Origin of the sequence: Massilia sp. TSP1-1-2 (assembly GCF_049896185.1) — a bacterium.
Taxonomy (GTDB): Bacteria; Pseudomonadota; Gammaproteobacteria; order Burkholderiales; family Burkholderiaceae_D; genus Telluria_A.
The window spans coordinates 1-26353 of record NZ_JAFCTU010000051.1 but is presented as its reverse complement, the minus strand read 5'-3'; the positions used below and the strand labels follow the sequence as shown (position 1 = coordinate 26353).

The following is a 26353-nucleotide window of genomic DNA, read 5'->3' as shown; positions in this document are numbered from 1 at the left end:
CCGACATTCTTGCCAAAGTCACGCGCGCTCGTGCCAAACTTAATAAGCTTCAATCTGTTTGACGCACTACACTAGTGTCCGTCGCACTTGCTGGCGCGTTTGCGATAGGACAGCCACGCGCAGCGTTACGGCATCACGCCACAGGGGCAATGGCGTACCGGTTGCGCCCCGCCGCTTTGGCCAGGTACAGGGCGGCGTCGGCATCGCGCGCCAGCGCGGCCGTGTCGATCTCGTCCGCACCCTGGCACGACAGGCCAATGCTGGCGGTGACGGTGCGAAAGCTTCCCTCGGCGTAAAACGGCGCGCGCACGGCGGCGAGGATTTTCTCGGCCACGGGAATCGCTTCGGACAGCTCGAGCACGCCTTCGAGGATGATCGTGAATTCGTCCCCGGCCAGACGGCACACGGTGTCGGTCGAACGCACCGCCGCGCGCAGGCGGTGCGCGAACTCTCTGAGTACCTCGTCGCCCCCGGCGTGGCCCAGCGTGTCGTTGATCTGCTTGAAGTAATCGATATCGAGGAACATCAGCGCCAGCGCGCGGCCCGAGCGCACGCCACGCAGCGCCGCCTCGCGCAAGCGTTCTTCATAGCTGCGCCGGTTGGGCAGTCCCGTCAAGGGATCGGACCTGGCGAGCAATTGAAGCTGGGCCTCGTACTGCTTGGCGGCGCTGATATCGGTGGTCATCAGGTAAGCGCCGACGACGCGCCCGTCCTTCAGGTGCGGAATGCCGGCCAACAGGCTGGTGCGCACCGGAGCGGCACTGGCATCGGTGGCCTCGTACTGCGTGGCTTCGCCCGCCATCAGGCGCGTCAAATAAGGCTTGACGGCGGCGTAGCGTTCGGCGCCGAATACCGCCATCACGGATTTGCCCAGCATATCCTGCGGCGCGATGCCGTACCACTTGGCATGCGTGGCATTGGCAAAGCGGTAGACTTCGTCGCTGTCGATGTAGGCGATCAATACCGGCAAGTTGTCGGTGATGGTACGCAGGCGCTCTTCGCTTTCGGCCTGGGTGATTTCACTGTTCTTGCGCGCCGTAATGTCCATTGCCATGGCGTAAAAGCCGCGCGCGCCCGGCTCGCCGCCAGTTTCAGGGATATACACGGCGGAAAAGTGCCGGACCTTGCCGCCCACCACCATCTGGCTTTCAAACGAGGCCTTGGCGCCCGCTTTCGCCTGGTCGATGTAGGGTTTGACGGCGCCATACTCGGCAGCGCCATACAGGGTGCGCACTTCCTTGCCGATCAGTTCGTCGGCGGTCTTGCCGTAAAAGCGCAAGGCATGCCCGTTCAGGAACAGGAAGCGCTCATCCTTGTCGATATGGCCGATCAGCGACGGCAGGTTCTCGGTGATGCCGCGCAGCCGGCTTTCATTGGTTGCCCGTAGCGTCTCGGCGTTTTTCAGGGCCGTGACATCCTTGACGGCGACCACCGCGCCCATACTCTGGCCGCTGGAACTGAGCAGGCGCTGCCCGCTGGCAAACAGAAAGCGCGCCGCCTCGCCCTCGCGCACGATGGTGATCTCCGCATTGGCCACGCTCTCGCCGGCCAGCGCCCGGTACAGCGGCAATTCCTCGCGCGCCAGCGGCGTGCTGCCGTCGGCCCGGTATATATTGCGCGCCACCGCGGCCCAAGCCGTGGTGCCGGCCGCGCCTGGCGCCAGGCCGTGAAACTGCGCCGCCGCCCGGTTGAACAGGGTCAGTTCACCTTGCGCATCGCAGGCCAGCACGCCAACGTCGACCGCGTCGAGTACGGCGTCGAGCAAGGTTTGCTTTTGCTCGAGCGCGGCGGCGGCGTCGCGCCGCTCGGTGATATCGTGCAGAAAGGCGCTGAAGAATACCTGGTCGTTGACCTTGTAGGCGCTGATCGTCATCTCCACCGGGATGACGACGCCGCGCTTGGTCAGCGCCAGCAACTCCAGGCGCTGGTTGACGTTGTCCCCTTGCCCGGTCTGCAAGAACCGCTTCAGGCCCGCGCCGTGCGCCTGGTGGTATTCGGGCGGGATGATGGTGGCGGCCAGGTCGATTCCCATCGCTTCGTCGGCGCTCCAGCCGAACATCAACTCGGCGGCGCGGTTCCAGTTGTTGACGATGCCGTTGCTGTCGATGCCGATAAAGGCGTCGTGCGACGCCTCCAGAATGGTGTGGTTGTGCTCTTCGCTGCGGCGCAGGCTCGCCGCCACGCTAATGCGCTGCGCGACTTCGCAGCCAAGTTCGGCCAGGCTCGTTTCCAGTTCGGCGGTGCGCGCCGCAACCCGGCTTTCCAGTTCGTCGTTGAGACGATGCAGCGCCAGTTCGCTGTGCTTCTTTTGCCCGATGTCTTCGATGACCGAAATAAAATAGTCGGGCGCGCCGTGCTCGTCGCGGCGCAGGGCGACGGTCAGGTTGATCCAGACAAAATGGCCCTGGCGGTGAATATAGCGTTTTTCGATCGAGTACCACTGGCGCGCGCCGGCCAAGGTTTCGTTGAGCAACTGCATATCGATGGGCAAGTCGTCGGGGTGAGTCAGGTCCTGAAACGTCAGTTGACGCAGGGCACCCTCGGGATAGCCGACGATCTCGCCGAACTTGCGATTCACGTGCAACAGGGCGCCGTCCAGCCCGACGTGGGCGATGCCCACTGCCGCCTGCTCGAACGTGGCCTGGAACTTGGCCTCGGACGCGAGCAGCGCCTTGCTGCGCAGCAGCGCGTATTCGGCGACGGCGGCCTTGGTGAATTCTTCTTGCACCAGCAGCGCGAAGTCGCGCAAGGCGGCAATCTGCGCGACGGTCAACTGGCGCGGCTTGCTGTCGATGATGCACAGCGTGCCGAGCGCGTGGCCGTCCACGCCAAAGACCGGCTGACCGGCGTAAAAGCGGATCAGCGGGGCGCCGGTGACCAGCACATTGTGCACAAAGCGCGGGTCGAGCTGCGCATCTTCCACCTCGATCAGCTCGCGTTTTTCGACGGCGTGCGCGCAAAACGCGTCGGAACGGGCCGTTTGCCTCTCGGCCAGCCCGTAGCGCGACTTGAACCATAGCCGATCTTCATCGATCAACGACACCAGGCAGATGGGCACGTCAAAAAACTGCGCGGCAAGCCGGGTGATGCGGTCGAACCGCTCTTCCGGCGGCGTGTCGAGCATGCCGGTCGCGTGCAGCGCTTCCAGGCGATCGCGTTCGACGTTTGGAGAAGGTGAGGACATGGCTTACCGCCTTGGCTGATGTAAGTTCGATTGTAGCCCCTATTGCCAACAAACAACGATACGTATTGTTTCACACGTGCGCTCGCGGCATCCCATCGCTTCATTTTCGGCCTTGCAATCATTGGCTTCGATCAATCTCGATCTTTGGCCGCCCCCTACAATCGGCAATGTGACACTTGACAAAACCTTGGCAGCGCCAAGGAAACGGGAGCGTAGAACATGACTGATACATTGCACCTGACGGGGAAACGCCTGCCCCCGGGAGATAAGCCGGTCCCAAGGCGGCGCCAGGCGGGCGTTGCGGCGATTGAGTTCGGCATTATCCTGCCCGTCCTCCTGCTACTGCTCGCGTTGCCGATTTTTATCTCTCGCGTACTGATGCATTACTCGGTAGCGCAAAAGGCGGCGCATGATGCCGCCTTGTACCTGGCGCGCGTGCCAGCCTACGAGGTTTGGAATCAACCGATGTTCGGCGCCAACGTGGCCATTGCCAAGGAAATTGCCACCATCGAATTAGCTGAGCTCAGGCCCGGGATGGACTCCCCCGTCTATGTCGGCGTGTCGTGTAACGGTTTCCCCTGCGGACCGCAACAGCCCAAGAATATCCGTGTCACCGTCCAGATGCTCATGTTTGACGAATTTTTCAGCGACAGTACGTGGCGCATCGTTGGCGATCAAGGGGTTTTGGTGACAGCGGAGATGAATGTTCCCTACGTTGGATCACCAACTACCCAGTAGGCGCAGTTGCATTCACGCAGTTGCATTCACGCAGTTGCGTTCACGCAGTTGCATTCACGCAGTTGCGTTCACGCAGTTGCGTTCAACAAGTTTGAAAAACCTTAAAACAACCCGCCGTCTCGGCCGAGCGTGCGGGTTGTTTTGCATTCCAGCGTGCCGTTGCGCCTAGTGCGCCATCCACAGCGGTATCGGGGACGTGAGCAAGGCGGTCCGGCTGGCCCCGCCAAGCAGGATCTCGCTGAAGCGGGAATGCCCGTAAGCGCCCATGACGATCAGGTCGGCGCCCTGGTCCGCCGCCAGCGACAGCAATGATTCGCCGGCGTCGCCGCCGGCCTGGGCGGCGGTGACGTCAACCCGGATGCCATGGCGCGCGAGATACAGGGCGATGTCGGCACCGGGCGTGTCGCCGTGCTGGTCGCCTCCTTCTGAGTTCAACACCACCAAATTCACCGCTTGCGCGCGCTGCAGCATGGGAATGGCGCTGGTGATCGCGCGCACCGCATTGCTGCTGCCGTTCCATGCCACCGTGATGCGCGTGCCCACCTCGCCAATGGCGCCCTTGGCCGGCACGACCAGCACCGGCCGCGCGCAGTTGAGCACCACGTACTCCGGGAAATCCGTGCGCAGGCGGGGCGTGAATTCATCGTAGGCCGACTGGCTGATGACGACCAGGTCGCAATAGCGCGCATGCGTGCTGATGCCTGCGCCCGCCTCGTCGTCAATGCGGCGCCGTTCGAAGGAGTTCACGCCAGCCCGGCTGGCGCGCTGGTCGAACAGGTCGAGGACGCGGTCGGCTTCGGCATGCAGTTCGGCGATCGGAAACGCAATGGCAGGCGTGCCAGGATCGAGCCCGGTTTGTGGAAACAGATAGGAAGCCAGGCCCGTGACGGCGCCCCCCACCAAGTGCGCGTCGTGCAGCGCGGCCAGGCGCGCGGCGATATCGGTACGCACGGCCGAACGGGGCGATTGGTCGACATGAACCAGAATAGTCTTGTACATTGCAAGCACCTCACTGAGTTTTGATCACAGCAAAATGTACAGCTTTTGTTACAAAAGCATCCATGATGTGCATCAAATTCGCCGACCATGCTGACCAGAATCGGGTCTGGCCCGGCCGATGCAAAGACCAATGGCAGTCGGGCGCGACTTTTCTGCGAGAATACGCCTGTGCAAACGGTGCCGTTCGGGGAAGCTAGTGAAGATATTGATCATCGAGGATGAACCGAAGACCGCCATGTTCGTCAAGCGCGGCTTCATGGAGGAAGGTTACGTGGTCGACGTCGCCGTCGATGGCGTGGAAGGCCTCGACCTGGCCCTGGGCGGCGCTTACGACATCATCGTCCTCGACGTGATGCTGCCGGGGCAAGACGGCTGGGCGGTATTGGCGCATATCAAGCATCGCAAGCCGCGCCAACCGGTCATCCTGCTCAGCGCGCTGGATGCGGTCGCCAATCGGGTCAAGGGCCTGGACCTGGGCGCCGACGATTACCTGATCAAGCCGTTTGCCTTTTCCGAACTGCACGCCCGGGTACGCAATGCCGCGCGCCGCGGTCCGGCGCGCCAGGCCGACATGCTGTGCCTGGACGATTTGGACATGGACCTGGTCCGGCACAAGGCGACCCGCGCTGGCCAGCTGCTGGACCTGGCGCCGCAGGAATACCGCTTGCTCGAATACCTGCTGCGCCATGCCGGCGAGGTGTTGACGCGGACCCGGCTGGCCGAACAGATCTGGGACATCAGTTTTGACGGCGACAGCAATGTCGTCGATGTGGCCGTGCGCCGCTTGCGCAGGAAGGTCGACGACCCCAGCGAGCGCAAACTGATTCACACATTGCGGGGAGTCGGCTATGTCCTCGAGGCCAGGCCTTGACGGCGCCGGCCGGCGCGGCTCGATCGCCTTTCGGCTGACGCTCTGGTATGCCGTGCTCAGCTTGCTGCTGGTGGCGGCGGCCGGCACCATGTTGTATCTGGTGCTGGCCGACTGCCTGCGGCGCGACGACGACCAGTGGCTCACGGGCCAGATCGCCGACATCAGCCGTTTGTTGACGCTGCACCCGAGCAACGCGGCGGGGCTGCATCGCGACACGGTGATGCTGCCCGGCTCGTCCATGCGGGTCCTGGATGCCGAAGGCAAGCAATTGATGGAAACGGCGGCGCAGGGCGGCAATTTGACGGGCAATTCGGCGGCCGCGTTGGATGCCGTTTCGGGCAAGCCTGACCGCGGCCGGGACTGGAGGCGAGGCGACGCCGTATTTCGCGTGATGTATTCGCGCGTGCGCGCCGGGTCCGGCTTTACGGTGCAGGTGGCGATCGACCGCAGCGACGAGGAACAAACGCTCAAGTCCTACCAGCGCATCATGTTGAGCGTACTGGCGGCCGCGCTGGGGGTCGCCATCGTTGGCGGCCACCTGATCGCGCGGCGCAGCCTGGAGCCGGTATCGCGCCTGGCGGCCATCATCGACGAACTGGGCGCCGCGCACCTGTGCCGCCGCATTGCAGACGATGGCTGGCCGCGCGAACTCGGTCCCCTGGCGGCCAATTTCGACCAGTTGCTGGCACGCCTGGACAATTCGTTTGCGCGCGTCTCGCGTTTTTCCGCTGATATCGCCCATGAGTTGCGCACGCCCCTGCACATCCTGCGCGGCGAGGCCGAGCTGGCCCTGTCAAAAACGCGTTCGGGCGACGATTACCGCGAATGCATCGTTTCGGCCACTGAAGAATACGCGCGCCTGATGCGCATGGTCGACGCCTTGCTGTTCCTGGCCCGCACCGATTCGCCCGAGTCGTTCGCGGACAAGCAAACACTGGTGCTTGAAGAAGAAGTCGGCAGTGTATGCGCTTTTTACCAGGCGCTTGCCGATGAGCAGGAAACCGCGCTTGACATCAGTGGCGCTGCCGTGCTGGCCGCCGATCCAGGCTTGCTGCGGCGCGCGCTGGCCAATCTGATCATCAATGCGCTGCGCCATACGCCCTCTGGCGGGCGCATCAGCATCGCGCTCGAAGCGCTGTCCGGACATGGCGCGCAGATCACGGTCAGCGATAACGGCGAAGGCATCGCCGCCAAAGACTTGCCTTACGTTTTCGACCGCCTGTATCGCGCCGACCATGCCCGTTCCGGCCATGGCGCCGGCGCAGGCCTGGGCCTGGCCATCGTCCAATCCATTATGCAACTGCATGGGGGCAGCGCTTCGCTCAGCAGCGTGGCGGGGCGCGGCACCGTGGCCCGCTTGGTCTTTCCGGGCGTCGCCGCCAACCCAACCTGACCAAACGGTCAGCTTCGGGTCATGCTCCCGCCATGTCAATATGCCATGATTCTGGTTTGGTGCACGCCGGCCTGCCGAGCATGAGTACAGCTCGCGCCCGCGCTTGCCCGAGGGCGGCCACGACGGCCGCTCGCTGCACTGACCACAGGACATCGCGTGAACCAAGCCCTACCTACGAGCATGATTGGCCCTTCCACCGCCCCATCAGCGGCGCCCGGCGCAGTGTGCGGCGGCACCGTCGAGAAAAACATAGCGCTGTCGCTTCCCGTCATTGCGTGGGATGCGAGCTTGTCGAGCGCGCCCCCCGGCTTGCCATACTTGCGCGAACTGCTCAAGCTTGGCGCCAGGGTCGCCTTCAATTGGCGCGCGACGCGTACGTGGCTGAGCTACTGGAATTCGTCGCTGTTCCTGGCGCAACTGGCCGGCGCGCAGCCGGCGATCCTGAAGAAAATCTACCGCCCGTACCTGTTTCGCGGACTCGATTGCCCGCAACGCGTGGCCGCACTGTGTGCGCACTACGATTTCATCGTGCAGCGCCAGCTCGGCGCGCTCGTGGCGCTCGCCGCGCAAGCACCACGCGTGCTGACCCGATTTACCGGAAAATCGGGTCTGGACTACCGGCTCGAACTGGTTGCCATCACGTGCATGGAACGCGAGGGCGAACTGGTCTTGCAACTGTGCGACAGTGCCGCCATCATTTTTTCCGTCGCCTTTACGGTGATGCGCGCCGGGCAGCACCATCAGCTTGCCGTGGGATGCCTGCAAGGCGGCCGCGCGCCCGATGCGCGCGAGCGGATCCGGCTGGCAACACGCGACTGGCATGGCCTGCGTCCGCACACCTTGCTGATGCGCCTGATACAACAAGTTGGCAGCGCGTTCGCTTGTGACTCGCTGGTACTGGTTGGGAACGCCAACCGCGTGATGTTGCAACAAATCCGCAAGGGCCGCGTGCTGGCTGACTATGACACTAGTTGGCGCGAACTTGGCGCGCTGCGCCAAAGCGACGGCAACTTCGCACTGGCCTGCATGGCCCCGGCGCCGCCGGACTTGACGCAGATTGCGTCCAGCAAGCGCTCGGAAGCGAAAAAGCGCCACCACTTGCTGGTGAGCGTGGCCGATGCAGCCTGCAGCGCACTGGCCTGATTGCTTGCACCAATGGACCTGTACTTGAGCGTCATTGTACGGTCATTGCACGGTCACAATCGGCTACTAGAGTGGCGCCTTTGTTCTCATAACGACAAGGATGCCAATGAAACCAGTATCAACGTGGATCGTCGCCCTGGGGGCGGCAGGCCTGGCCGCTTGCAGCCCCAAGGACCATGGTCCAGTCATTCCCGAAGGCACAACTGTCACGTTTGCCCTGCTAGAAACGACCGACCTGCACGCTAACGTGCTGAGCTACAACTACTACGCGCTGACGCCGGACGTCACACTCGGACTCGAACGCACCGCCACGCTGATTAACGCCGCACGCATCGAAAACCCGAACAATATACTGCTCGACAATGGCGACAATATCCAAGGCACCATGCTCGGCGACCTGCAAGCAGTAGCGACGCCGGTGCCGTGCAGCGCGACTTTAGCCATCCATAAAGCCATGAACGCGCTCAAGTTCGACGGCGGCGGCATGGGCAATCACGAATTCAATTACGGCCTGCCGTTCCTGAGCCAGGTTACCAACACCGAGTTTGGCATCCCCGGCGTGAGCAAACCGGCTGGCGCTTGCGGCGCGCCGGCCTACCCGCTCGTATTGTCCAACGTAACTGGGGTGGCTAGCGCGAAACCGATCTTCGCCCCCTACGCGCTGCTGGCGCGCGATTTCGACGCGACCGCCCCGGACGGCGGCAAGCTGAAGGTCAAGTTCAACATCGGCATCATGAGTTTCGTGCCGCCCCAGATCCTGGAATGGGACCAGAAGAACCTGGCCGGCAAGCTCGCCGTCGGCGGCGCCCAGGAAGCGGCGCGCCAGTACGTGCCCGAACTGCGCAACAAGGGCGCCGATGTCGTCGTGGCCCTGTCGCACGGCGGTCTGGACATGAGTCCGTATAGCCCGAAAATGGAGAACCAGAGCTACCACCTGGCCAAGACCGGCATCGACGCCTTGCTGATCGGTCACTCGCACCTTATCTTTCCAAAAGCGAAGGAAGCCGGCGGCCCGGCCCTCGACCCGTCGCTCGCCGCCATTCCGGCCGCCGCCAGTGTCGACGCCGTCAACGGCTTCGTCAATGGCGTGCCAACCGTCATGGCGCAAAGCTGGGGCCGGCGCCTTGGCATCATCAGGATGACCATGGCTTACCAGGGCGGCAAATGGGTGACCCAGCCAGCCAAGACCACGGTTGAAGCGCGCGGCTTCAAATATACCGATGGCAACACCAACGTCGGCGCCGACGCCGCCATTGCCGCAACCGTCGCCAATGAGCACGCCGCCGCCATGGCGTATGCCGCGCAGCCACTGGGCGTGTCCACCGACTTTGAAATGTCGGCCTATTTCGCCCTGGTGGGCGATGTCAGCGCGATCGAATTGGTCAACCAGGCGCAGCTCGACTACGTGAAAAACATGATCGCCACCAGCACCGATCCGGTATTGGCCAGCTACAAGGCGATCCCCGTGATCACGTGCAGCGCGCCCTTCAAGGCGGGGCGCAACGGCCCGACCGACTTCACCGATGTGGCACCCGGCGCCAGCGCGGCGGCACCGGTCGGCCTGCAGGTGCGCAACCCCGGCGACCTCTACTTGTACGGCAATAACAATTTGCAAGCCGTAAAGATCAAGGGCACCGACCTGAAAGCGTGGCTTGAGGCGTCCGCGAAACAGTTTGCACAGATCAACCCGGCGCTCGCGAGTGAACAGGACCTGGTACCGTCTTACGGCACAATCTACAATTTCGACGTGTTCTATGGCGAAAACAATGCCCTCAAGTACCAGATTGACGTGACCAAGCCGGGCGGCAGCCGCGTCGTCAACCTGACTTACCTGGGCAAGGCCGTGCTGGATACGGATGACTTTATCGTGGCCACCAACGATTACCGCGCAGGCGGCGGCGGCAACGTCCCCGGGATCGACGGTTCCAAGACCATCATCCGCTCGCCCGACGCGAACCAGGCGATCGTGAGCAGTTACTTGCGGCAAATTGGCAAGACCAGCGGCAAGGTCACGCTGGCCACGCATGGCAGCGCGCGCAGCTGGAGCTTCGTCAAGGTGGCGACGGCAGGTGTGGTGACCCTGCGTTCGGCCCCCGGCCACCTGGCGTTGGCACGCGCCAGTGGCATCACCACGATCGTCGCCGAAGGCGCGCTCGATAGTGGCGGCTTTGCCAAGTATGCCGTGGACCTAAGCAAGTGAGGCATGGCCCTTGCGCTGTGCTGTGGATAGCGCTCCTGGCGGCGGGCGGCTGTGCGCCGCAGGCGCCGAGCGCAGCACGCATTGAAGCGTTCGCGATGCAGGCATCGCAACAGCAATCAACCGCCGCCGAGCGGCGCTTGCATCAATGGGCCGAACAGGGAGCGGTGGCGGCGCAGCGCGAGCTGGGGCTGTTGTACGCGCAGCGCCCTGCCCGCGCGGCCGACGGCATGCGCTGGCTGCTTAGGGCCGCAGACAGTGGCGATGCCGAGGCTGCCTGTGCGCTGGGCGACGCCCTGCGCACGCACATCCCCCCGGCGCCCGGTGCTGCGTGGCCATGGTACGCGCGTGCAGCAGCACTGGGACACGCGCGCGCGGCACTCATGCTGGGCCTGCTGGCCCGCAATGGCGACGGCGTCGCGCGCGATCCGGCGCTGGCCATGGCGTGGCTGAACCGCGCGGCCGAACGCGGCAACGCGCACGCGATGTTTCTGTTGGCAAATATGCTGCGCGACGGCGAGGCCGGCAGAGCCGATCCGGTACGCGCGCGCGCCTGGCTGGAACAGGCGGCCGACCACGAGTACCCGGCGGCGATGCAGGAACTGGCGCTGACCATGCAGCACGGCGATGCGCAGTCGTCCAAAGACGCACTGCGCGCGCAGCACTTGCTCAAGGAAGCGAACGAGCACCGCCACAACAACTGGAATCATTTTTAAGTGCGCAGTGATGGGGCAAAAGGGCGCTGAACGATCGCACTGAGCAATCGCACTAAGCGATCGCACTAAGCGATCGAACTGAGCGATCGCATTGAGCGATCGCACTAAACGAAAACTGTGCGCCCATCGATACACCACGTTTATGACGAGAAAATGTCATTTGGGCGCTTGTCGCGTAAACGCATCGACAAATGTTGATAAAGTAAAACCATTGTTTTTGCGGTGGTTTTAGGTACTACACTTACCCCGTCGATCGGCAATTTCGCTGACCGCAACGCCGCAGACTGCGCAGCTTTATTTGTGGCGTCTTCCACCAAGCACCGGAGAAAAAATTGAAGAAATCTTTGATTGTCCTGCTGTTGTCATTGCCCGCCTTGTCAGCCATGGCAAGCGAACAAAGCATGTGCACTGCGAACGGCGGCTCATTCATCACCGGCACCGTGACCTCGGCACCGCGCTATGCGTCGGGTTCGTCGATCAACGGCGTGATGCTGTCCCACACCCGCCTTTACCTGCGCGCTGACCAGGATGGCAAAAGCTACGACGTTGCGATGGACAATGTGTACGCCGTCGATTACATCAAAAATGCGCAAGCCATGCCGGCCTCGCTGGCAGCAATTCGGGTCAACGAACGCCTGGAATTGTGCGGTGCTACTTACACCAGCGGCACCGGCATTCACTGGGTGCACAGCAACTGCAACGCGACGCCCACACGGACCAAGCCAAACGGCTGGGTGAAGCATCTGGCAAGCGATGGCACGCCAGGCATCAACCTGGAACGCAGCCAGAACTATTGCTATCTCTGGAACTAATTTTACGGTGAGATGACAGGCGCGCGCCGCGCTACGGCCGCGCGCCTCAGGAGAGGGCAATGAATCGAGCGCAATTCATCACCGCAATGCTGATACTCATTGCCGCCTGCTACGGCACGCTGTACCTGTGCACCAACGACACGCCAGCCGCAGCTGCGACGGTGACTGTGTCACCAGATTACCCGGGCACGCCGCTGTCATCGCCTTTTGCCACCAGCGCTGCTGCACCCCAGTGGACGCTGGCGGCACCACCCCAGTCCAAGGCGCAGCGGCGCTACGTTGGACGCAACGGCCGCCAGATCGCGTTGAACGGCCTGAGCGTGGCGCAATGGCTTGCCTTGCATGCGAGCGCTGCGCGCGTCGGAAATGGCGAGGCCGCGTACGCGGTGTATCAGGCGCTGTCCATTTGCGCCAACCTCGACGAGCCGGTGGCGGACTATGCCGACCAAGGCGAGCGCAAGATCGATCTGCTTGAGCGCGATGCAATCAAGACAGTCTGTACCAACATTTCTCCCGCTGAAGTGCAAGAACGCATGCGTTTCCTGTCCATTGCCGCGACCGCTGGAAAGAGCGACGCGCAGATCGATTTTTACATGGACCGACCTGGCCCAGGACAGACACCGCAAGGCGATGCGGATGACCCCGCGCGCAGCCAGTGGAAAGCAGAAGCGCTTGCCCATCTTCAGCGCGCAGCGCAGCAGTGCGATCACTTTGCGCTGAGCCTGCTGTCAACCGCCTACGACGCCGGGCAATTGGGCGAACGCAATGTAAAGCTGGCAATCGCCTACAGCGCCGCCAACGGCCTTGCGGCAAAACACCCGCGCAGCATGCGCCAGCTGCGCGCACAGTTTGACGAAGAACCTTCGGAGGCGGACGTGGCCGAAGGCATGCAAATGGGATCTCGCCTGGCCCAGCAGGCATGCCATAGCTGAACGACTGGCCGCTCAGAACTGTTCCCAATCCTCCTCGGGCGCCTGCGCCGCTGGCCGTCTGGCTGCCGGCTTCGTTGCACGGCCAGCGCCCAGAGTCCCCAGCTGCCGGGCCGCCGGCGCTGGCACCGGACGCGTCTGCGGCCTGGTGTTGGCCTGCGCTTGCTCGCCCAGCTTGAACAGGCTCACCGCTTCCTCCAGCTGCGCGGCCTGGTCTTGCAAGCTCTCGGCGGCGGCGGCGGCTTGCTCGACCAGCGCGGCATTTTGCTGCGTCACGCCATCCATGTGGCCGATCGCTTCGTTGACCTGGGCAATGCCCTGGCTCTGTTCGTCGGTGGCCACGGTAATCTCGGCCATGATGCTGGTCACGCGCTAGACGCTGTCGACCACCAGTTGCATGGTCAGGCCCGCTTCGTCGACCAGCTTGCTGCCAACGGCAACCTTGTTCACTGAATCATCGATCAGCACCTTGATTTCCTTGGCGGCCGCTGCGCTGCGCCAGATTGCGCACCTCGGCGGCCACGACGGCAAAGCCGCGCCCCTGTTCGCCGGCCCGCGCCGCTTCAACCGCCGCGTTCAAGGCCAGGATGTTGGCCTGAAAGGCAATGCCATCGATCACGCTGATGATGTCGACGATCTTGTTGGACGATGCATTTATCGACGTCATCGTTTCGATCACCTTGGACACCACCGCGCCGCTCTTTTTTGCCACCTCCTGGGCCGAGGCCGCCAGCTCATTGGCCTGGCGCGCATTGCCGGCGTTTTCCTTGACGGTGCCGGTCAACTGTCCGACCGAGGCGGCAGTTTCTTCCAGCGAACTGGCTTGCTGTTCGGTACGCGCCGACAGGTCGTTGTTGCCCTGTGCAATCTCGGCGCTCGATGCGGCCACGTTCGCCGCGCCCGCTTGCACCCTCAGCAGCACCGCGTGAATCCTGGCGACAAAATCGTTGAAGCCTTTGCCGATCACGGCCAGCTCATCCTTGCCATTGACCTCCAGCCGCACGCGCAGGTCGGCGTCGCCGCTGGACATGGGGGTCATGGCCTTGCCGAGAACGCGCAGCGGCCGGGTCAGCCGGTTGACCAGCATCACCAGGATGCCGGCGGTGGCCAGCGCGCAAAGCAGCGCCACCATCAGCGTGTAGAGCACCAGTTCGCGCGCAGGTTAGGTGGCCAAGGCCTTCGGAAAGCTCAGATCCACGCTCCAGGGCGCAATGTCGGGATCAATGTGCATGGGCTGCAGCAGGTGCAGGTAACCCTGGGCGTCCTCGAATTCGAACGTCTGGCCCTGGCGCACCCGCTCCAGACCGGCCGCCGGGATATCGGCCGCTTTCTTGCCGAGCAGCGCGGCGCTTGGGTGGCTGGCATACACGCCGCCATTGGAAATGAGGCTTAACTTGCCGCCCGCCATCACCTTTTGTTCAGCCAAAATCTTGGTCAAGCGCGAGAGCATGAAGTCGCCGTCCGACACACCGTGAAAGACGCCGCCGATCATGATCGGCGCCACCAGCGAGGCAATCAGCACTTGCTTGCCGTCGATCGGATACTCGAACGGCTCGGAAAAGAACACCTTGCCATTGCGCTTGGGAATGTCGTACCAGTCGTTGGCGCCGGGCGCGGAGCCAAAGACCATCGGCTCGACGTGCATGGCGCCGGCGCTGTCGCGCGACCAGTAAGGGATGAAGCGTCCGCTCGCGTCGTGCAGCGGTTTCTGGTCGGCAAATTGTCAATCCTTGCCATTGAGCGCGTCCGGCTCCATGGACACGGATGCGCCGACCAGGTCGCCGGAAGCTACCAGCGTGGACTTGATCACTTCATTGATCTGCTCGCGCTGCAGTGGAAGCTTGGCCGTATTGGTCGAGTGCACCATGTCGCCGACGCTGATCACCGTTGCCAGGGTGGCGCCGATGCGCGTTTGCAAGGCACCGGCAACTTCGCGCGCAGTCGTGCGGGTCAGCTGCATTGCTGCGGACTGGGCGCTGGCGCTGCTCTTGACGCCGATCACCGCCGCCGTCACTCCGAGGCTGAGCACGACGAGCGCGGTTGCCGCGACGCAGATCTTGGCGATGAGCGACAGCCGCAGCACACCGCTGCTGGCGGTGTTGGCGGTGTTGGCGTCGCCGTGTAGATTTTTCATGCTCAAATTCCTTTTAAAACGTCTTGGCGATGGAGACCAGCAGCGTGCCTTTGCCGACTTTGGACGACTCGGTCACGCCGGCGCCATTCGGTTTGCCGAGCGTGTAGCTGTCATATACATCGGTCTTGCCCCAGGCGCGCGTGTACGCCGCGGTGGCGCTCCAGCCCTTGGCAAAAGTTTTGCTGACGCCTACTTTCGCGTCGCGCCAGTTCCAGATATCGTTGCCCTTGCCCGCCACCCGGCCATTGCCCATGTGGAGCATCAGCGTGTGACCATCACCCAGGTCGACATTGGCGCCGAAGTCCAGGTAAGCGGTGCCGCGGGCGTTGGCGATGCCGAAAAATTCGGCTGTGCAGGTAGGCATGTATTTCGCGTACAGCCACTTGTAAGCGAGGCCTAGCGCCAGTTCGCCATCATTGTAGGTGGTCGCGGTGGCGCTAGCGGTATCGGTATATGCGGCGCCCGGGTACAGATAATAGTAGAGCTGCGCGCTGTAGCCGATCTCGCCGGCCGTGCCCGCGTAGCCACCGTACAAGTCCCATTCGACCGTGCCGTTTTCCACGAAACGGTTGCTGACCGACGACATCCAGGTGCCAACCGAGAAACCGCTGGGATGGGTGAAGTCAGCACCGACCTGCAGCGCCGGCTTGCCCCAACTCTGACGCAGGCCACGCGACACATATTGCGATGCCAGTGTGGCGTTGAGCACAACGGCCGGCGCGGCGGCGCCAGCCGGTGGGGCTTCTGCGGCAAGGGCACGGGGAGAGGTCAGAGGCGCAAGGCAAACGGCGAATGCCAGGCTGACAATTAACAATTGCATGGTGCTCATGGTAAAAAAACGGCAAGTTTGCCGGGGCCGTTGCGGCAGCGATGGCGCAACCGCCCGGCTATGCCGTTATGCGAAATGGATATTTACACGCTGAAGAATAGACTTCCTGATTGCGCCATGTCCACTCGAACTCAGGGCAATTGTGTGAAATGTTGTTTTGCGGATTTTTCGTCGATGTCCGCCGTGTGGGGATTAACCGGCCTGTACAAATAAAAAACAAATATTGCTTTGGATCAATTTATTGGTGCGCTATGATAAGATTTTATGGGGATGCAAAATGATTAAGAAAGTAAAGAAATCGCTGCTCGTACTGGCAATTGGTGGAAGTTGCGCTGTCAGTGCGCACGCTTCAGAGTGGGAACTGGTCCGCAACAACGTGCATTTTGAGATGTCCATCGACAAATCGAGTGTGCTTGTGAAGGATGGCGCGGTTCGAGCGTGGGTTCGCACTTCCTACGCTGAACCGAAAAAAGAGCCACGGACAGGGATTCAATACCAGTCCGAACTCATCCTTCGAAAATACCATTGCAAAAACCGGGAATCTGCCCTCATCCAGGGATTTTTGACTGCGGGAGCCAATGGTCTGGGGGGCACAGTCGACGCAATTGAGCCAGACCAAACGCGGGCCGAAAAAATGGATGCGGTAGTGCCGGAGACCATCGGCGAAGTTCAGCTCGATGTAGCGTGCGAAGCGGCCAACGGTGGCGCCAAAGTCACGCCTTCCGACTGGATTTCGGCTGGAAAGTCCACATCCCTCGAGGCATTTCTCGACCGGGCAAGCGTTGTCGTAAAAGGCAATATGGTACGAGCAGCGGTTCGCATCGCCTACCCGGCGCAAAAACTGTTGGCGATCCCGGGCGCGAAGTCGTACTCATATCAATCGATTGAGGCGCTCGCCGACTATGACTGCGCCAGAGGACAAATGCTGCCACTGTCGATGACAGCCTTTGTGGCAGCAGACTTCAGCGGAAAAATTGTGCAGTCGGTGAAACCATCAGAGTTAGCGCTCGAGAAGATGAAAGCGGTCACCCCTCAGAGTTTGAATGCAACGCAGCTCGCCGTGGTTTGCAAATACAAGCAGTATTTGGCAAGCAAATAAGGGGTGGGCTTGGCCCGTTAGGATCCAACTGCAAGCCTCGCCAGCGCGATGGTATTTCCTCATCAGGGCCAAGCCGGAAACAATTAGTCATGTCGCGCCAAAGAAAAACCAGTCCCGCCGAAGACGCGATGGACATCGTAGCCCATTTTCCGTGGTGGGTTGGCGTCGTCCTTGCCGCCGTGTTTTACCTCGTCCTGCACGCCTTTGCCGGCGCCCCGACGGCGACCGGGCCACTTACTTCAAGCCAGATGGGCAACCTGGCCGCTGCGATCATGTTGCGCACCCTCGCCGGCTTTGGCCAGTACCTGCTGCCGTTCATCTGCCTGGTTGGCGCAGTCGTTTCCGCGCGGCGCGCGCAGCAACGTGCAACGCTCCTGAACGATGTCGCTGCAGGTGACGGTGTCAGCGCACTGAACGCGATGACGTGGCAGCAGTTCGAGCTGGTTGTCGGCCAGTGGTTCCGGCAACAAGGCTATGCGGTAAGCGAGCGCGGCGGCGGCGGTGCCGACGGCGGCATCGATCTCGTTCTCAACAAGGATAACGAGACGTTCTTCGTCCAGTGCAAGCAGTGGCGCACGATCAAGGTCAGCGTCAATGTCGTGCGCGAGCTGTACGGCGTCATGGCGGCGCACGGCGCGACCGGCGGTTTTGTGATTACGTCCGGCACCTTCACTCCCGATGCCCGGCGCTTTGCCGATGGCCGCAAGGTGCAACTGCTCGACGGCGCTTGCCTTGCGCGCATGATCCAGACGGCAAGTCCGCCGACAATGCCGCTGGAAACAACGTCGCCCAATCGCAGCGCCGCGCCAGCACCCGAGCATAGCCGAACCATCCCGCATTGCCCCGTGTGCGGGATACAGATGGTGCAGCGGGTTGCCAAGCGTGGCGCCACGATCGGCCAGCGTTTCTGGGGCTGCAGCGGCTATCCAAAGTGCAAGGGAACATTGCCAGGCTAGCGCTTTCGGTCAGCCCGTTCACATGTTTTCTGCTGACTAAACCGTGAGGACGCCAGCCGTCGTGTTAGTTGCGGAGGGAACTGATGCGTTTGGTAAAAATTCGCGTATTGCCAAAAAAGCAAACAAAAGTTACCATGTTACTGCGCACCCTAAACGAGAAAAAATGTCGAAGCAAATTGTGGATCGATGGCTAAAACCCACCGTTTTAATTCCCTTACTACTTTTGCTACCTTCCTTGCACGCCGAAATCTTTCGCTGCACTCAAGCTGGCGGGAAGATGGCGTACCAGAATACCGCCTGTGATTCAGGAGACCAGCGAGCCATTAGGGCGCCTTCAGTTACACCGGTCAACGAGTCCTCGACCGTACAGGATTACAAGAGGCAGGCGGCAAGACTTGCAGAGCGTGAACACGTCCGCGACGCAATATCGAGGCGAGAAGCGCTCGTTGGAATGACGCGTGATGAGCTGCGCGATGCACTTGGGAACCCTGCACGAAGCAACAGCAGCGTCTCAGCGTCCTCAACGATGGATCAACTCATCTTTGAGCGGCCGGGGCGAATCATCTATGTCTACACGCAGAATAACATCGTCACTCGCATTGACACGGGGGCCCGCAGTGCACCGCTTGTCATCCCCTGTCCAGACGAGCGCGCAAGGCGAAAGCTGGACATCGACGCCAGCAATTACTACCTCCGTGGGAATGCTGAAGCCCAACAGAATATCCGTGACCGCCAAGCAGAAGTGGCAAGATGCAAGCGATAGGGCGCGCCCCTACATGAAATTGCGCGTGTGCAGCGCCGACAGCTGCTGCGCCGCGTGTTTGTCGAAGCCTAGCTTTTCCAGCCGCGCCTGGCGCCCGTCGGCCATGTCGACCATCAGTTGCTGCACCTTGGCGTAGCCGTCCGCAATCGCGCTCGGGGTCAATGCCCCCGCCGCCAGCAAGATCAGCGCGTCGAACACTGCTTCATTCAGCCCCGAGGTGCCCGCCAACGCATCGTTGCGCGTCTGCACGGCATTGGCCAGGCGCGTGCGAAACGCCGGTTCCTGTTCGATGCGCCCCTGCAGGTGCATCATGCCAAAGGCCACGTGCCGGGCCTCGTCGCGCGCGGCCAGGCGGGCGATCTGGCGCGTGACCGGGTCGGGCGCGTGCAAGTGCAGGAAATGCAGCAGGCTCACGAAGGTGCCCTCCCCCAGTACCGACAGCAAAAATTCGGCAATCGAAAAATCCGGCTCGTCGAGCAGCGTCTTGAGCGAATTTTGCCCGCCCGCGGTCGACAGCGCCGGCTCCCTGCCCTTCAGGCGCAAGCGCCGGGTGAACACCTCGATGTGGCGCGCCTCGTCGGCGACCTGGATCGCCAGCACCGCCTGCACTTCGCGAAAGTGCGGATGCAACTGCCCCAAAAAGCGCGCCGGCACCACCAGCGCCGCCACTTCATTTTCAATCATGTAGGTCAGTACCTGGACCACGGCATCTTCAACCATGTCGGGCAGCGTAAACTGCGCATCCCAGTCGATGGCGGTGGCCGGATTCCATTGCAGCGCGGCGGCCTGCGCGTACAGGTCGGCGGCGCGCTCGACCCATACTTCGCTTTTTTGATTGAGCCGGAAGTGCATCTCGGGCGCGCCCGCCTCGATGGTGGCGCCGCGCGCGGCCAGGCCCCAGCGCGCCTGGGCCAGCGGCGCCACGGCGCCATCTTGCGCCGGATCGGCATGCCCGCTGTGCATGGCGCCGCGCCAGCGTCCGGCCTGCGCGTCGCCGCGCCGTACCAGCGCGTGCATGCGGCCATCGCGTTGCTCGGTGCGCCACTGGTGCCCCTGGTTGCGGCACCAGGTCGCCAGCTGGTCCTGCCAGCCGGTGGCGCTGCCCACGACCGCCAGTTCGGCGCCCGGCGCCACGCCCTGCAGGCCATGCTTGAGCAGGATGTGGGCGCCGGCATCAAACCCGAGTTCCTCAATATCGATAATCGCTTGCAAGGATGATGCCCTCCGGGCTGTAAAAGCGTTCATCGTCAACCGCGCGTATCAGGGCGTCGTAGCCGCTGGTGCGGCCCGGCAGCCAGGCGCGCAAGCCTTCCAGTTCCAGCAAGGGGCGCACGACCGGATCGTCCCAGCTCATCGCCATCAACAACTCGCCAAAACGCGCGACCTGCGCCTCCGGCGCGCCGGGACTGACGGTGAAATTGCAGTGATCGAAGTGCGCAGTGCGCGCGATGATGCGCGTGGCGCCGGCCGGCAGCACGCCCTCGCGCGAGAACGCCATGTGGTTACTGTCGATCATCCAGGCGGCGTCGATCTCGCCGGCCATCAGGGCCAGCGCCGCATCGCGCTCGCCGCCGATATGGTCGCCGTGCTTGCCGCCCAAAACGTCGAAGCGGCGCGCCTGAAAGCCGGTCCCGGCCAGCATGCCGTGCTGGCGCAGATAGTCCAGCGGGATCAGATTGGCCTGCGGAGAATCGATGGCGCCAAAGCCGATCACTTTGCCGCGCAGCGCGTCAAGCGAACCGGCGCCGCCGGCCGCGTCCACGCGCGTAACCAGCACCGAGGTGAGGTCGCAATCGCTGTCGCGCATGGCCAGCGCGCGCACCTGCTGGCCCCTGGCGCGCGCCATGCGCTCGGCGCGCACCCACGCCAGCGGCGAATTCCACGCCAGGGCGATGGTGCCGTCGAATTGCGCCTCGACCTGGCGTTCATAGTTGGAATACAGGATGTAGTCGAATTCGACGCCGTTCTCGCGAAACCAGGCCTTGAAGCCTTCCCAGATCGTGACGACCTTGGGCGCGTAGGCGACCGCGCCCATCATCAGTGGTGTGTTCATCGCGCCCCCTTATCCGAAAACCGGCATGCCGCAGATGGCCTTGCCGATGAAGTCGTACAGCACGTCGGACGTTGGCGCCATGATCGACGCTGCCCGCGCATCGCGGAAATAGCGCTCCACGCCCACGTCCTTGCGAAAGGCCGCGCCGCCGCACACGCGCATGGCGGTGTCGGTGACGGTCAAAGCCGCTTCGGCCGCTGCCGCTTTCACCTGCATCACGCGCAGCATCGCGTCCGGACGGTTGGCCGCCAGCGCGGCGAGCGTGTCGTCGCGCAGCGTGCGCACCTGGTCCGCTTCGATCCGGGCGCGCGCGAGGTAGGCGCGAATCGTCGGCAGCTCGGCCAGCGTGCTGCCCAGGTGTTCCAGCTTGCTGCCGCTGGCGTGCGCGCAGCCCGCTTCCAGCACCGCTTCCATCAGCCCGAGCGAGGACGAGGCGATCAGCACTGAAAATACCGGCAGCACGCTGCCGATCATGATGTCGAAGCCGCCGCCGTCGGCGCCGAGCATGTTGGCCGCCGACACGCGCACCGCGTCGGCAATCAGCGGCGAGGAACGGTTGCCGCGCAAACCCATGCCGTCGAACGGTTTGACTTCGCTCAGGCCGGCGCTCTTGCTGTCGACCAGCCACAAGGTGCTGGCGCCTTCGTGCGCCAGCGGCTTGGTCGACCAGATGTACGAGTCGGCTTCGCCCGCGGACGTGACCATGGTCTTGCTGGCGTCGATGGCGATGGCGTCGCCGACGTTGCGCGCAGTGCCGGCCGGCGCCCAGAAGTGACTGCGGGTGCCGGTGTCGGACCAGGCCAGGGTGCTCAGGTGGCGCCCGGCGGCGATGTCGCGCCGTACCTGTTCGCTGCCGGTTTTTTCAAGCACGGTGGTGGCGCTCAGGTGCATGCAGACCACCATCGCGGTTGACGGGCAAGCCTTGGCGATGCGTTCGATCATGCCGGCCGCTTCAAGCAGGCCCAGTCCCATCCCGCCCACGTCGGTACTGCTGATCAAGCCCAGCAAGCCGGCTTTGCCAAGCGCATCGATGGCGGCGCGGGGAAATTGCGCGTCGCGGTCAAGGGCAGTTGCGGCCGGGGCGATGGTGGCGGCGATAATCTGGTCGAGTGTTTGCAGGTATGGCATGGGTCCCTTTGTTCAATGGAGGGCGCGGCATGCAGGTGAGCGATACAGATGGGGCGTGGCGGCGCACAAGGCCGGACACGCATGCGGACGACCGGAATTGGCCCGATCCACACGGCGCACCTCTCTATGTTCTGCTCGACCTGCCCGTGGCAGCGCTTGGAAACGGTACATACCCTCGTGCCGGACGTTCGCACCAGCCACACGCGGGCCGTCGGACCCGATGCACCATGGTGGCGGTGACATCGGCGCTACGGCGGGCCGGTACAAATCAAACACAAGAGTTGGCGCAGTTTAGCAGAGTCGCCCTGCGGGCTGCGGGAATTACGCACATTCGAGCACGGCAATATTCTCGGCCATGCGATCGGGGCGCACGATCTTTGGTCGAGATCGAGGCAGTGATCAAGGCTATCCAGCCCCTCGGCCCAGCTCGCCAGCCCCGAAGTACACTTCCAGATCCTGGACCGGGCGGAAGTTTTGCAGATGAAGCTGGTATTGCATCTCCCCAATTTTTTTAACCTTGCCGGGGAAGCACAGTGTAACCAGGTCGTCGGCAAAATTTTTGCGGAGCTTGAGCGTGAAATCTTCGATCACATGGTATGGCGATCCGGCCAGCAGGTGCGACACGAAGAAGGCGTTGACGGGCCTGCCTGAATGCGTGCGCAGCTTGTTCCAACCCGTGATAAAGTTTTTATCGGCACAGTATTTTTCGGAAAAGCCGGCCAACCGGGGCACTTCGTCCAGTCCGCGCACGACATTGGGGGCAAACTTGTGGCCGACATGGACGCTCTGATGAGGGAGGAACTTTTGCTGCCAGGTATAACTGACCTTGACGCTCCAGTAAGCGCCGCTGGTTCGGTCGGGCTTGCCGGTCATCAAGCCGAGTGCGACCAGCTGCCGCACCTGGCCGGCGCTCAACTGCTTGATCGCGCCGAAATTTTCGACTGAACCGTAGGCAATCTGGTCTTCGTTCAGGCCGAGCTGCTGAAGTTTCGTCTTGATGGAGCGGCCTTGGTAGATGGCATCCACCGTACGCTGGAACGGCACCGGTTTGCCATCAACCTCGACCGCAAACCTGTGCCACCGCGGCTTTTCTGGGTCGAAGCCCGGCTCGACAAGCCTGCTTGTTGAGCCGAGCCGGGACCGGTACTGCGGTAGCGCATACACCATCTGCTGCGTCACCTCGGCGTTTGACTCGTTCACGAAGTCGAGCTGGTTATCGATCCAGGTGGCGGAAACATCGAGGACCTGCTTCTTGAGCGCGACCGGACTTGTTGCAGGAGGCAATGCGGCGCTCCTCGCGGCCGGCTGTGCCAAGACGAGCCAGGCTGCCCACAGTAAAAATTTTTTAAGGGACATAGGCTCTCTCGCTAGGGTTCATGTGCGGTGGCAGCATTGCAATCCTAGCAGCTTGGCACATTGCGACCGGCCAGGCAAATTTTGATGCCTGCCAGCTGCTGGCCACGCTCTCCCGCCGGGACGGCAGGTAAGCCGTGTGCCGCTCAGCAAGCCCGGCACCGGGTCAGTGCCGACAAGGCAGCGCGGCAAAGCGCCCCTGTTCGGAGCGCTTTGCCGGGTGCTTAGATGGAGAGAAAATGCTTACTCAGCAGATCTGGCTTACTTGCGATAGACGCGAACGTAGTCAACCTGCATCCGGTTCGGAAAGACGGTCGATGCATCCGGATTACCAGGCCAGTTGCCGCCCACGGCCAGGTTAAACAGCAGGAAGTACGGTGCATGAAACTCCGAGGTGCCGTTGATGCCGCCGGCGATATTGACTTCATGAAACTTGTTACCGTCCACATACCAGCGGATCGCCGAGGCATCCCACTCCACGGCATAGACGTGGTACTGCGAATAGTCCAGGCTGCCCGATGGTCCGCCATAATTGGCATACACGTTGTTTTGATCCGACCAGTGGATGGTGCCATGGGTAAACGCTTCGGAATTGATGTGCTCCATGATGTCAATTTCGCCACTTGCGGGCCAGCCCACGCTGCTAATTGAGTTACCCAACATCCAGAAAGCCGGCCAGGTACCTTTCCCGGTCGGGATTTTCATGCGCGCTTCCATGCGACCGTACTGCCAGCTGGCCTTGTTCTGGGTGGTAATGCGGCCCGAGGTGTACTGCTTGCCCATATAGGCTTCCTTGCGCGCTTCGATCACCAGTTCGCCGCCGGTGACCCGGATGTTCTCGGGACGCGCGGTGTAGTACTGCAGCTCGTTGTTGCCGCCGCCATTGCCGTTGAGCTCGATGTTCCACTTCGAGGTGTCCAAAGCGGTGCCGTTGAACTCGTCCGCCCAGGCCAGCGTCCATCCGGTCGGTGGCGGCGGCGGAGGTGGAGGCGTGCTGCCACAGCTTGCGCCGGCGATACTGATCCAGTTAAGGTTGAAGCCCGCGCTGCTGATGAAGGTACCGAGGTTGTAGGTACCGGCATTGACGTTGATGGTGCGCTGCACCGTGGTCCAGTTCTGCCAGCCGCCCGTTGCGGGAATCGACGTGGTGCCCAGCTGGATCGCGCCTGCATTCAGGTCGGCCGAAATCACGCCGCCGGCCGAAGGGGCCGCAACGCGGTACGCGAGGGTATAGGGACCGGTGGTAGGAAAGGTGACGTTGTTGTGCGCCAGCCATTCGCCGTTGGCGGTCCAGGCAACGTCGTAACCTCCGCCGGCATCGGTAGTGGCTTCAATATCGACGTTGTCAGTGCGAAATTGGTTTCCTGTATTGCCAGCAGTGGTGTCAAACGCGGCGGAATAACTTTCCGCCTGCAGTGTGCAGCTTGCGGCGAGGGCAGTGACTGTCTGCGCCAGGAATGCCGGGGCCTGCCCGCCAGCTGCGCTGTCCGGCGCCGTGCTGCCGCCACAACCGGCGATGGTACCGGCGGTCAATGTTGATGCCAGCACGACGCTAATCGTCTTTATCTTCATGTTGAAAGTCTCCGAATTTATAGTGAGGGGTTCTACCTGCGCTGTACAGTTCCAGCCGCCACTGTCAGCGATACCAGTCTAATGGAAACGCTTCCAGCGTAGTCAAGTATCTTGCACATTTGACGTATTGTCAAAACACGCACAAGGGTAAGGTCCGTTTCGGCTCAGTTCTGTGGGATTTACGCCAAAGTTGCTTCCGACGCGCCAGGCATTTGGTGAGCCGGGGCCGCTTTTTGAGGCGATTGCCCTGTTGGCGGGGCACGATAGTTGACGCCAACCACCGGGTATCACTCCTGCAGCGCTTGCTGATGTGGCGCAGCACGTGCAGCTGCAGCGTCGCGCTGTTCGCTTGATTCGCTCACATCACCCTACACTTCACCCCGCCTGAACTGGCTGGGCGAGACGCCGAACCAGCGCTGGAAAGCACGGCAGAAGGCGCTCTGGTCGGCAAATCCCGATCGCCACCGGCACGATGGGTTTGCTGGCAATCCAGTGGCAGATATTGAGGATCGTGATCAGGATGAGCTCGCATCGCTGGCGCGGCACCGGAAGAACGCGCCTTCAATGTCAAGTCGCAGCCACTGATCGCCTATGGGGTCGGCTTCCAGCGTGAAGGTGGCTGCATCGCTGATGATGCGCAGGTAGCGTACAAAGTGCTGCAGAGCCACCTCGAGCTTGGGCGCGGCCATCATCGTAAAAGTGAGCAGATCGAGCACGGCGGGCCGCGGACTGTCCGATGCCGCCAGCGCAATGGCTACAACCGTCACTCCCCTTTGAACTTTCAAGACAACTTATCGGATTGGTTTTACAGACATGGCTATCGCTTCGGCAAGCGCCCGAAATTTCGCTTCTGAAATCGGCGTACCCTTCGCCCGCGCCGAGTTGCGCGAGATATAAAGTAAAAGATCACGAGACGAAACCGTTTGACCAGTGGCGCCAGTGGCAGCGGCGATGAAAACAAAATCATTTCCATTATCGCCACGACGAACATTCACGAAGGCCGCCTTGCCCACGTTGCCGCTCATCATAAAGGAAGCGGGGTACCAGTGATACGCCGGCTCCGAATACTGGTTCGATAATACGGCTTCCACAAAAAAAATTACCTGCGACTTTGAATCCCTACTTGTACTCCCCGGCCCCGGTTCCAAGCGGAAAGAATCTTCAAAGAAAATTTCGACTTCGGGATAGTCAACTAAACGCATTGCGGCGCCAACCTCATAGGTTGGATGGCCCTCGGTCCTTAGAAAACTGTGCGGAAAACAAACACCTTTTTCAGATGGGATCTCAAAAGTGGCACGGCCCTTCATGTTTCCCAAGAACGCTTGTGCCCGTATCACCTCGTCTTTTTTTTGCGTGTCGGCGTGGGCAGTAAAACGGTAAATATGGCCACCTTTGTAGGTATAAACCTCGTGACTATTCAGCCTGAGCGCACAGTGTAGAAAGTTGTTGTAAACAAATCTTAGATAACGCATCATGGGGCATGC

The 26353-nt window shown here is 62.1% G+C and carries 23 protein-coding genes and 2 pseudogenes; 11 read left to right on the top strand and 14 right to left on the bottom strand.

Going from position 1 to position 26353, the window contains the following annotated elements:
* Positions 1-133: 133 nt before the first annotated feature.
* Positions 134-3184: a PAS domain S-box protein gene (locus ACP7BV_RS25570; RefSeq protein WP_426107707.1), complete on the bottom strand. Its 3051-nt coding sequence runs from the start codon at positions 3182-3184 to the stop codon at positions 134-136.
* A gap of 219 nt (positions 3185-3403) precedes the next feature.
* Between ACP7BV_RS25570 and ACP7BV_RS25565 the strand changes: the two genes are divergently transcribed.
* Complete coding sequence (locus ACP7BV_RS25565; protein ID WP_426107706.1) at positions 3404-3922, top strand: TadE/TadG family type IV pilus assembly protein; 519 nt, start codon at positions 3404-3406, stop codon at positions 3920-3922.
* A gap of 165 nt (positions 3923-4087) precedes the next feature.
* Here ACP7BV_RS25565 and ACP7BV_RS25560 read toward each other — a convergent pair whose 3' ends face one another.
* Complete coding sequence (locus ACP7BV_RS25560; RefSeq protein ID WP_426107705.1) at positions 4088-4921, bottom strand: universal stress protein; 834 nt, start codon at positions 4919-4921, stop codon at positions 4088-4090.
* Positions 4922-5117: 196 nt separating this feature from the next.
* On the opposite strand from ACP7BV_RS25560, the gene ACP7BV_RS25555 reads away from it, so the two are divergent.
* The 7 genes from ACP7BV_RS25555 to ACP7BV_RS25525 all read left to right on the top strand — a co-directional run bounded on the left by ACP7BV_RS25555 (position 5118) and on the right by ACP7BV_RS25525 (position 12985).
* Positions 5118-5792: a heavy metal response regulator transcription factor gene (locus ACP7BV_RS25555; protein WP_426107704.1), complete on the top strand. Its 675-nt coding sequence runs from the start codon at positions 5118-5120 to the stop codon at positions 5790-5792.
* Positions 5770-7185 (top strand): heavy metal sensor histidine kinase, encoded by a 1416-nt coding sequence (locus ACP7BV_RS25550; RefSeq protein ID WP_426107703.1) that lies wholly within the window; start codon positions 5770-5772, stop codon positions 7183-7185. The genes ACP7BV_RS25555 and ACP7BV_RS25550 overlap by 23 nt, the downstream gene beginning before the upstream one ends.
* 156 nt (positions 7186-7341) lie before the next feature.
* Entirely contained in the window at positions 7342-8328 is a 987-nt protein-coding gene (locus ACP7BV_RS25545) for a DUF535 family protein (RefSeq protein WP_426107702.1), read from the top strand.
* 100 nt (positions 8329-8428) lie between these two features.
* A complete protein-coding gene (locus tag ACP7BV_RS25540; protein ID WP_426107701.1) occupies positions 8429-10528 on the top strand; it encodes a bifunctional 2',3'-cyclic-nucleotide 2'-phosphodiesterase/3'-nucleotidase in 2100 nt (699 codons plus the stop codon).
* A 95-nt stretch (positions 10529-10623) separates the two neighbouring features.
* Positions 10624-11241 carry a tetratricopeptide repeat protein gene (locus ACP7BV_RS25535; RefSeq protein WP_426107700.1) on the top strand — a complete coding sequence of 206 codons (618 nt, stop codon included), beginning with the start codon at positions 10624-10626 and terminating at the stop codon, positions 11239-11241.
* 332 nt (positions 11242-11573) lie between these two features.
* The gene (locus ACP7BV_RS25530) at positions 11574-12053 is read left to right on the top strand and encodes a hypothetical protein (protein WP_426107699.1); all 480 of its coding nucleotides are present in this window, start codon (positions 11574-11576) and stop codon (positions 12051-12053) included.
* A 59-nt stretch (positions 12054-12112) separates the two neighbouring features.
* Complete coding sequence (locus tag ACP7BV_RS25525; protein WP_426107698.1) at positions 12113-12985, top strand: hypothetical protein; 873 nt, start codon at positions 12113-12115, stop codon at positions 12983-12985.
* Positions 12986-12997: 12 nt separating this feature from the next.
* On the opposite strand, the pseudogene ACP7BV_RS25520 reads toward ACP7BV_RS25525, so the two are convergent.
* From ACP7BV_RS25520 to ACP7BV_RS25505, 4 genes and pseudogenes are all read right to left on the bottom strand, one after another.
* Positions 12998-14063, bottom strand: a pseudogene (locus ACP7BV_RS25520) (methyl-accepting chemotaxis protein); the annotation flags it as partial.
* An 81-nt stretch (positions 14064-14144) separates the two neighbouring features.
* Positions 14145-14627, bottom strand: a complete 483-nt coding sequence (locus ACP7BV_RS25515) for a PDC sensor domain-containing protein (RefSeq protein ID WP_426107697.1) — start codon at positions 14625-14627, stop codon at positions 14145-14147.
* Between the two features lie 78 nt (positions 14628-14705).
* Positions 14706-15116 (bottom strand): hypothetical protein, encoded by a 411-nt coding sequence (locus tag ACP7BV_RS25510; RefSeq protein ID WP_426107696.1) that lies wholly within the window; start codon positions 15114-15116, stop codon positions 14706-14708.
* Positions 15117-15129: 13 nt separating this feature from the next.
* A complete protein-coding gene (locus ACP7BV_RS25505) occupies positions 15130-15936 on the bottom strand; it encodes a TorF family putative porin (RefSeq protein ID WP_426107695.1) in 807 nt (268 codons plus the stop codon).
* 286 nt (positions 15937-16222) lie between these two features.
* On the opposite strand from ACP7BV_RS25505, the gene ACP7BV_RS25500 reads away from it, so the two are divergent.
* From ACP7BV_RS25500 to ACP7BV_RS25490, 3 genes are all read left to right on the top strand, one after another.
* A complete protein-coding gene (locus ACP7BV_RS25500; protein ID WP_426107694.1) occupies positions 16223-17044 on the top strand; it encodes a surface-adhesin E family protein in 822 nt (273 codons plus the stop codon).
* Positions 17045-17133: 89 nt separating this feature from the next.
* Positions 17134-18000, top strand: coding sequence for a restriction endonuclease (locus tag ACP7BV_RS25495; RefSeq protein WP_426107693.1), 867 nt, complete (start codon positions 17134-17136; stop codon positions 17998-18000).
* A 61-nt stretch (positions 18001-18061) separates the two neighbouring features.
* Positions 18062-18763 (top strand): hypothetical protein, encoded by a 702-nt coding sequence (locus ACP7BV_RS25490; RefSeq protein WP_426107692.1) that lies wholly within the window; start codon positions 18062-18064, stop codon positions 18761-18763.
* A 9-nt stretch (positions 18764-18772) separates the two neighbouring features.
* On the opposite strand, the gene ACP7BV_RS25485 is transcribed toward ACP7BV_RS25490, so the two are convergent.
* The 8 genes and pseudogenes from ACP7BV_RS25485 to ACP7BV_RS25450 form a co-directional block, all read right to left on the bottom strand.
* The gene (locus tag ACP7BV_RS25485; RefSeq protein WP_426107691.1) at positions 18773-19975 is read right to left on the bottom strand and encodes a ferritin-like domain-containing protein; all 1203 of its coding nucleotides are present in this window, start codon (positions 19973-19975) and stop codon (positions 18773-18775) included.
* Complete coding sequence (locus tag ACP7BV_RS25480; RefSeq protein WP_426107690.1) at positions 19953-20816, bottom strand: phosphate/phosphite/phosphonate ABC transporter substrate-binding protein; 864 nt, start codon at positions 20814-20816, stop codon at positions 19953-19955. Before ACP7BV_RS25480 ends, ACP7BV_RS25485 begins: the two co-directional genes overlap by 23 nt.
* 9 nt (positions 20817-20825) lie before the next feature.
* Positions 20826-21944 carry an acyl-CoA dehydrogenase family protein gene (locus ACP7BV_RS25475; RefSeq protein ID WP_426107689.1) on the bottom strand — a complete coding sequence of 373 codons (1119 nt, stop codon included), beginning with the start codon at positions 21942-21944 and terminating at the stop codon, positions 20826-20828.
* A 405-nt stretch (positions 21945-22349) separates the two neighbouring features.
* Complete coding sequence (locus ACP7BV_RS25470; RefSeq protein ID WP_426107688.1) at positions 22350-23300, bottom strand: DUF4424 family protein; 951 nt, start codon at positions 23298-23300, stop codon at positions 22350-22352.
* A 258-nt stretch (positions 23301-23558) separates the two neighbouring features.
* Entirely contained in the window at positions 23559-24869 is a 1311-nt protein-coding gene (locus ACP7BV_RS25465) for a carbohydrate-binding protein (RefSeq protein WP_426107687.1), read from the bottom strand.
* Between the two features lie 368 nt (positions 24870-25237).
* Entirely contained in the window at positions 25238-25357 is a 120-nt protein-coding gene (locus ACP7BV_RS25460; protein WP_426107686.1) for a helix-turn-helix domain-containing protein, read from the bottom strand.
* 27 nt (positions 25358-25384) lie between these two features.
* Complete coding sequence (locus ACP7BV_RS25455) at positions 25385-25636, bottom strand: AraC family transcriptional regulator ligand-binding domain-containing protein (protein ID WP_426107685.1); 252 nt, start codon at positions 25634-25636, stop codon at positions 25385-25387.
* A gap of 24 nt (positions 25637-25660) precedes the next feature.
* Positions 25661-26353, bottom strand: a pseudogene (locus ACP7BV_RS25450) (hypothetical protein); the annotation flags it as partial.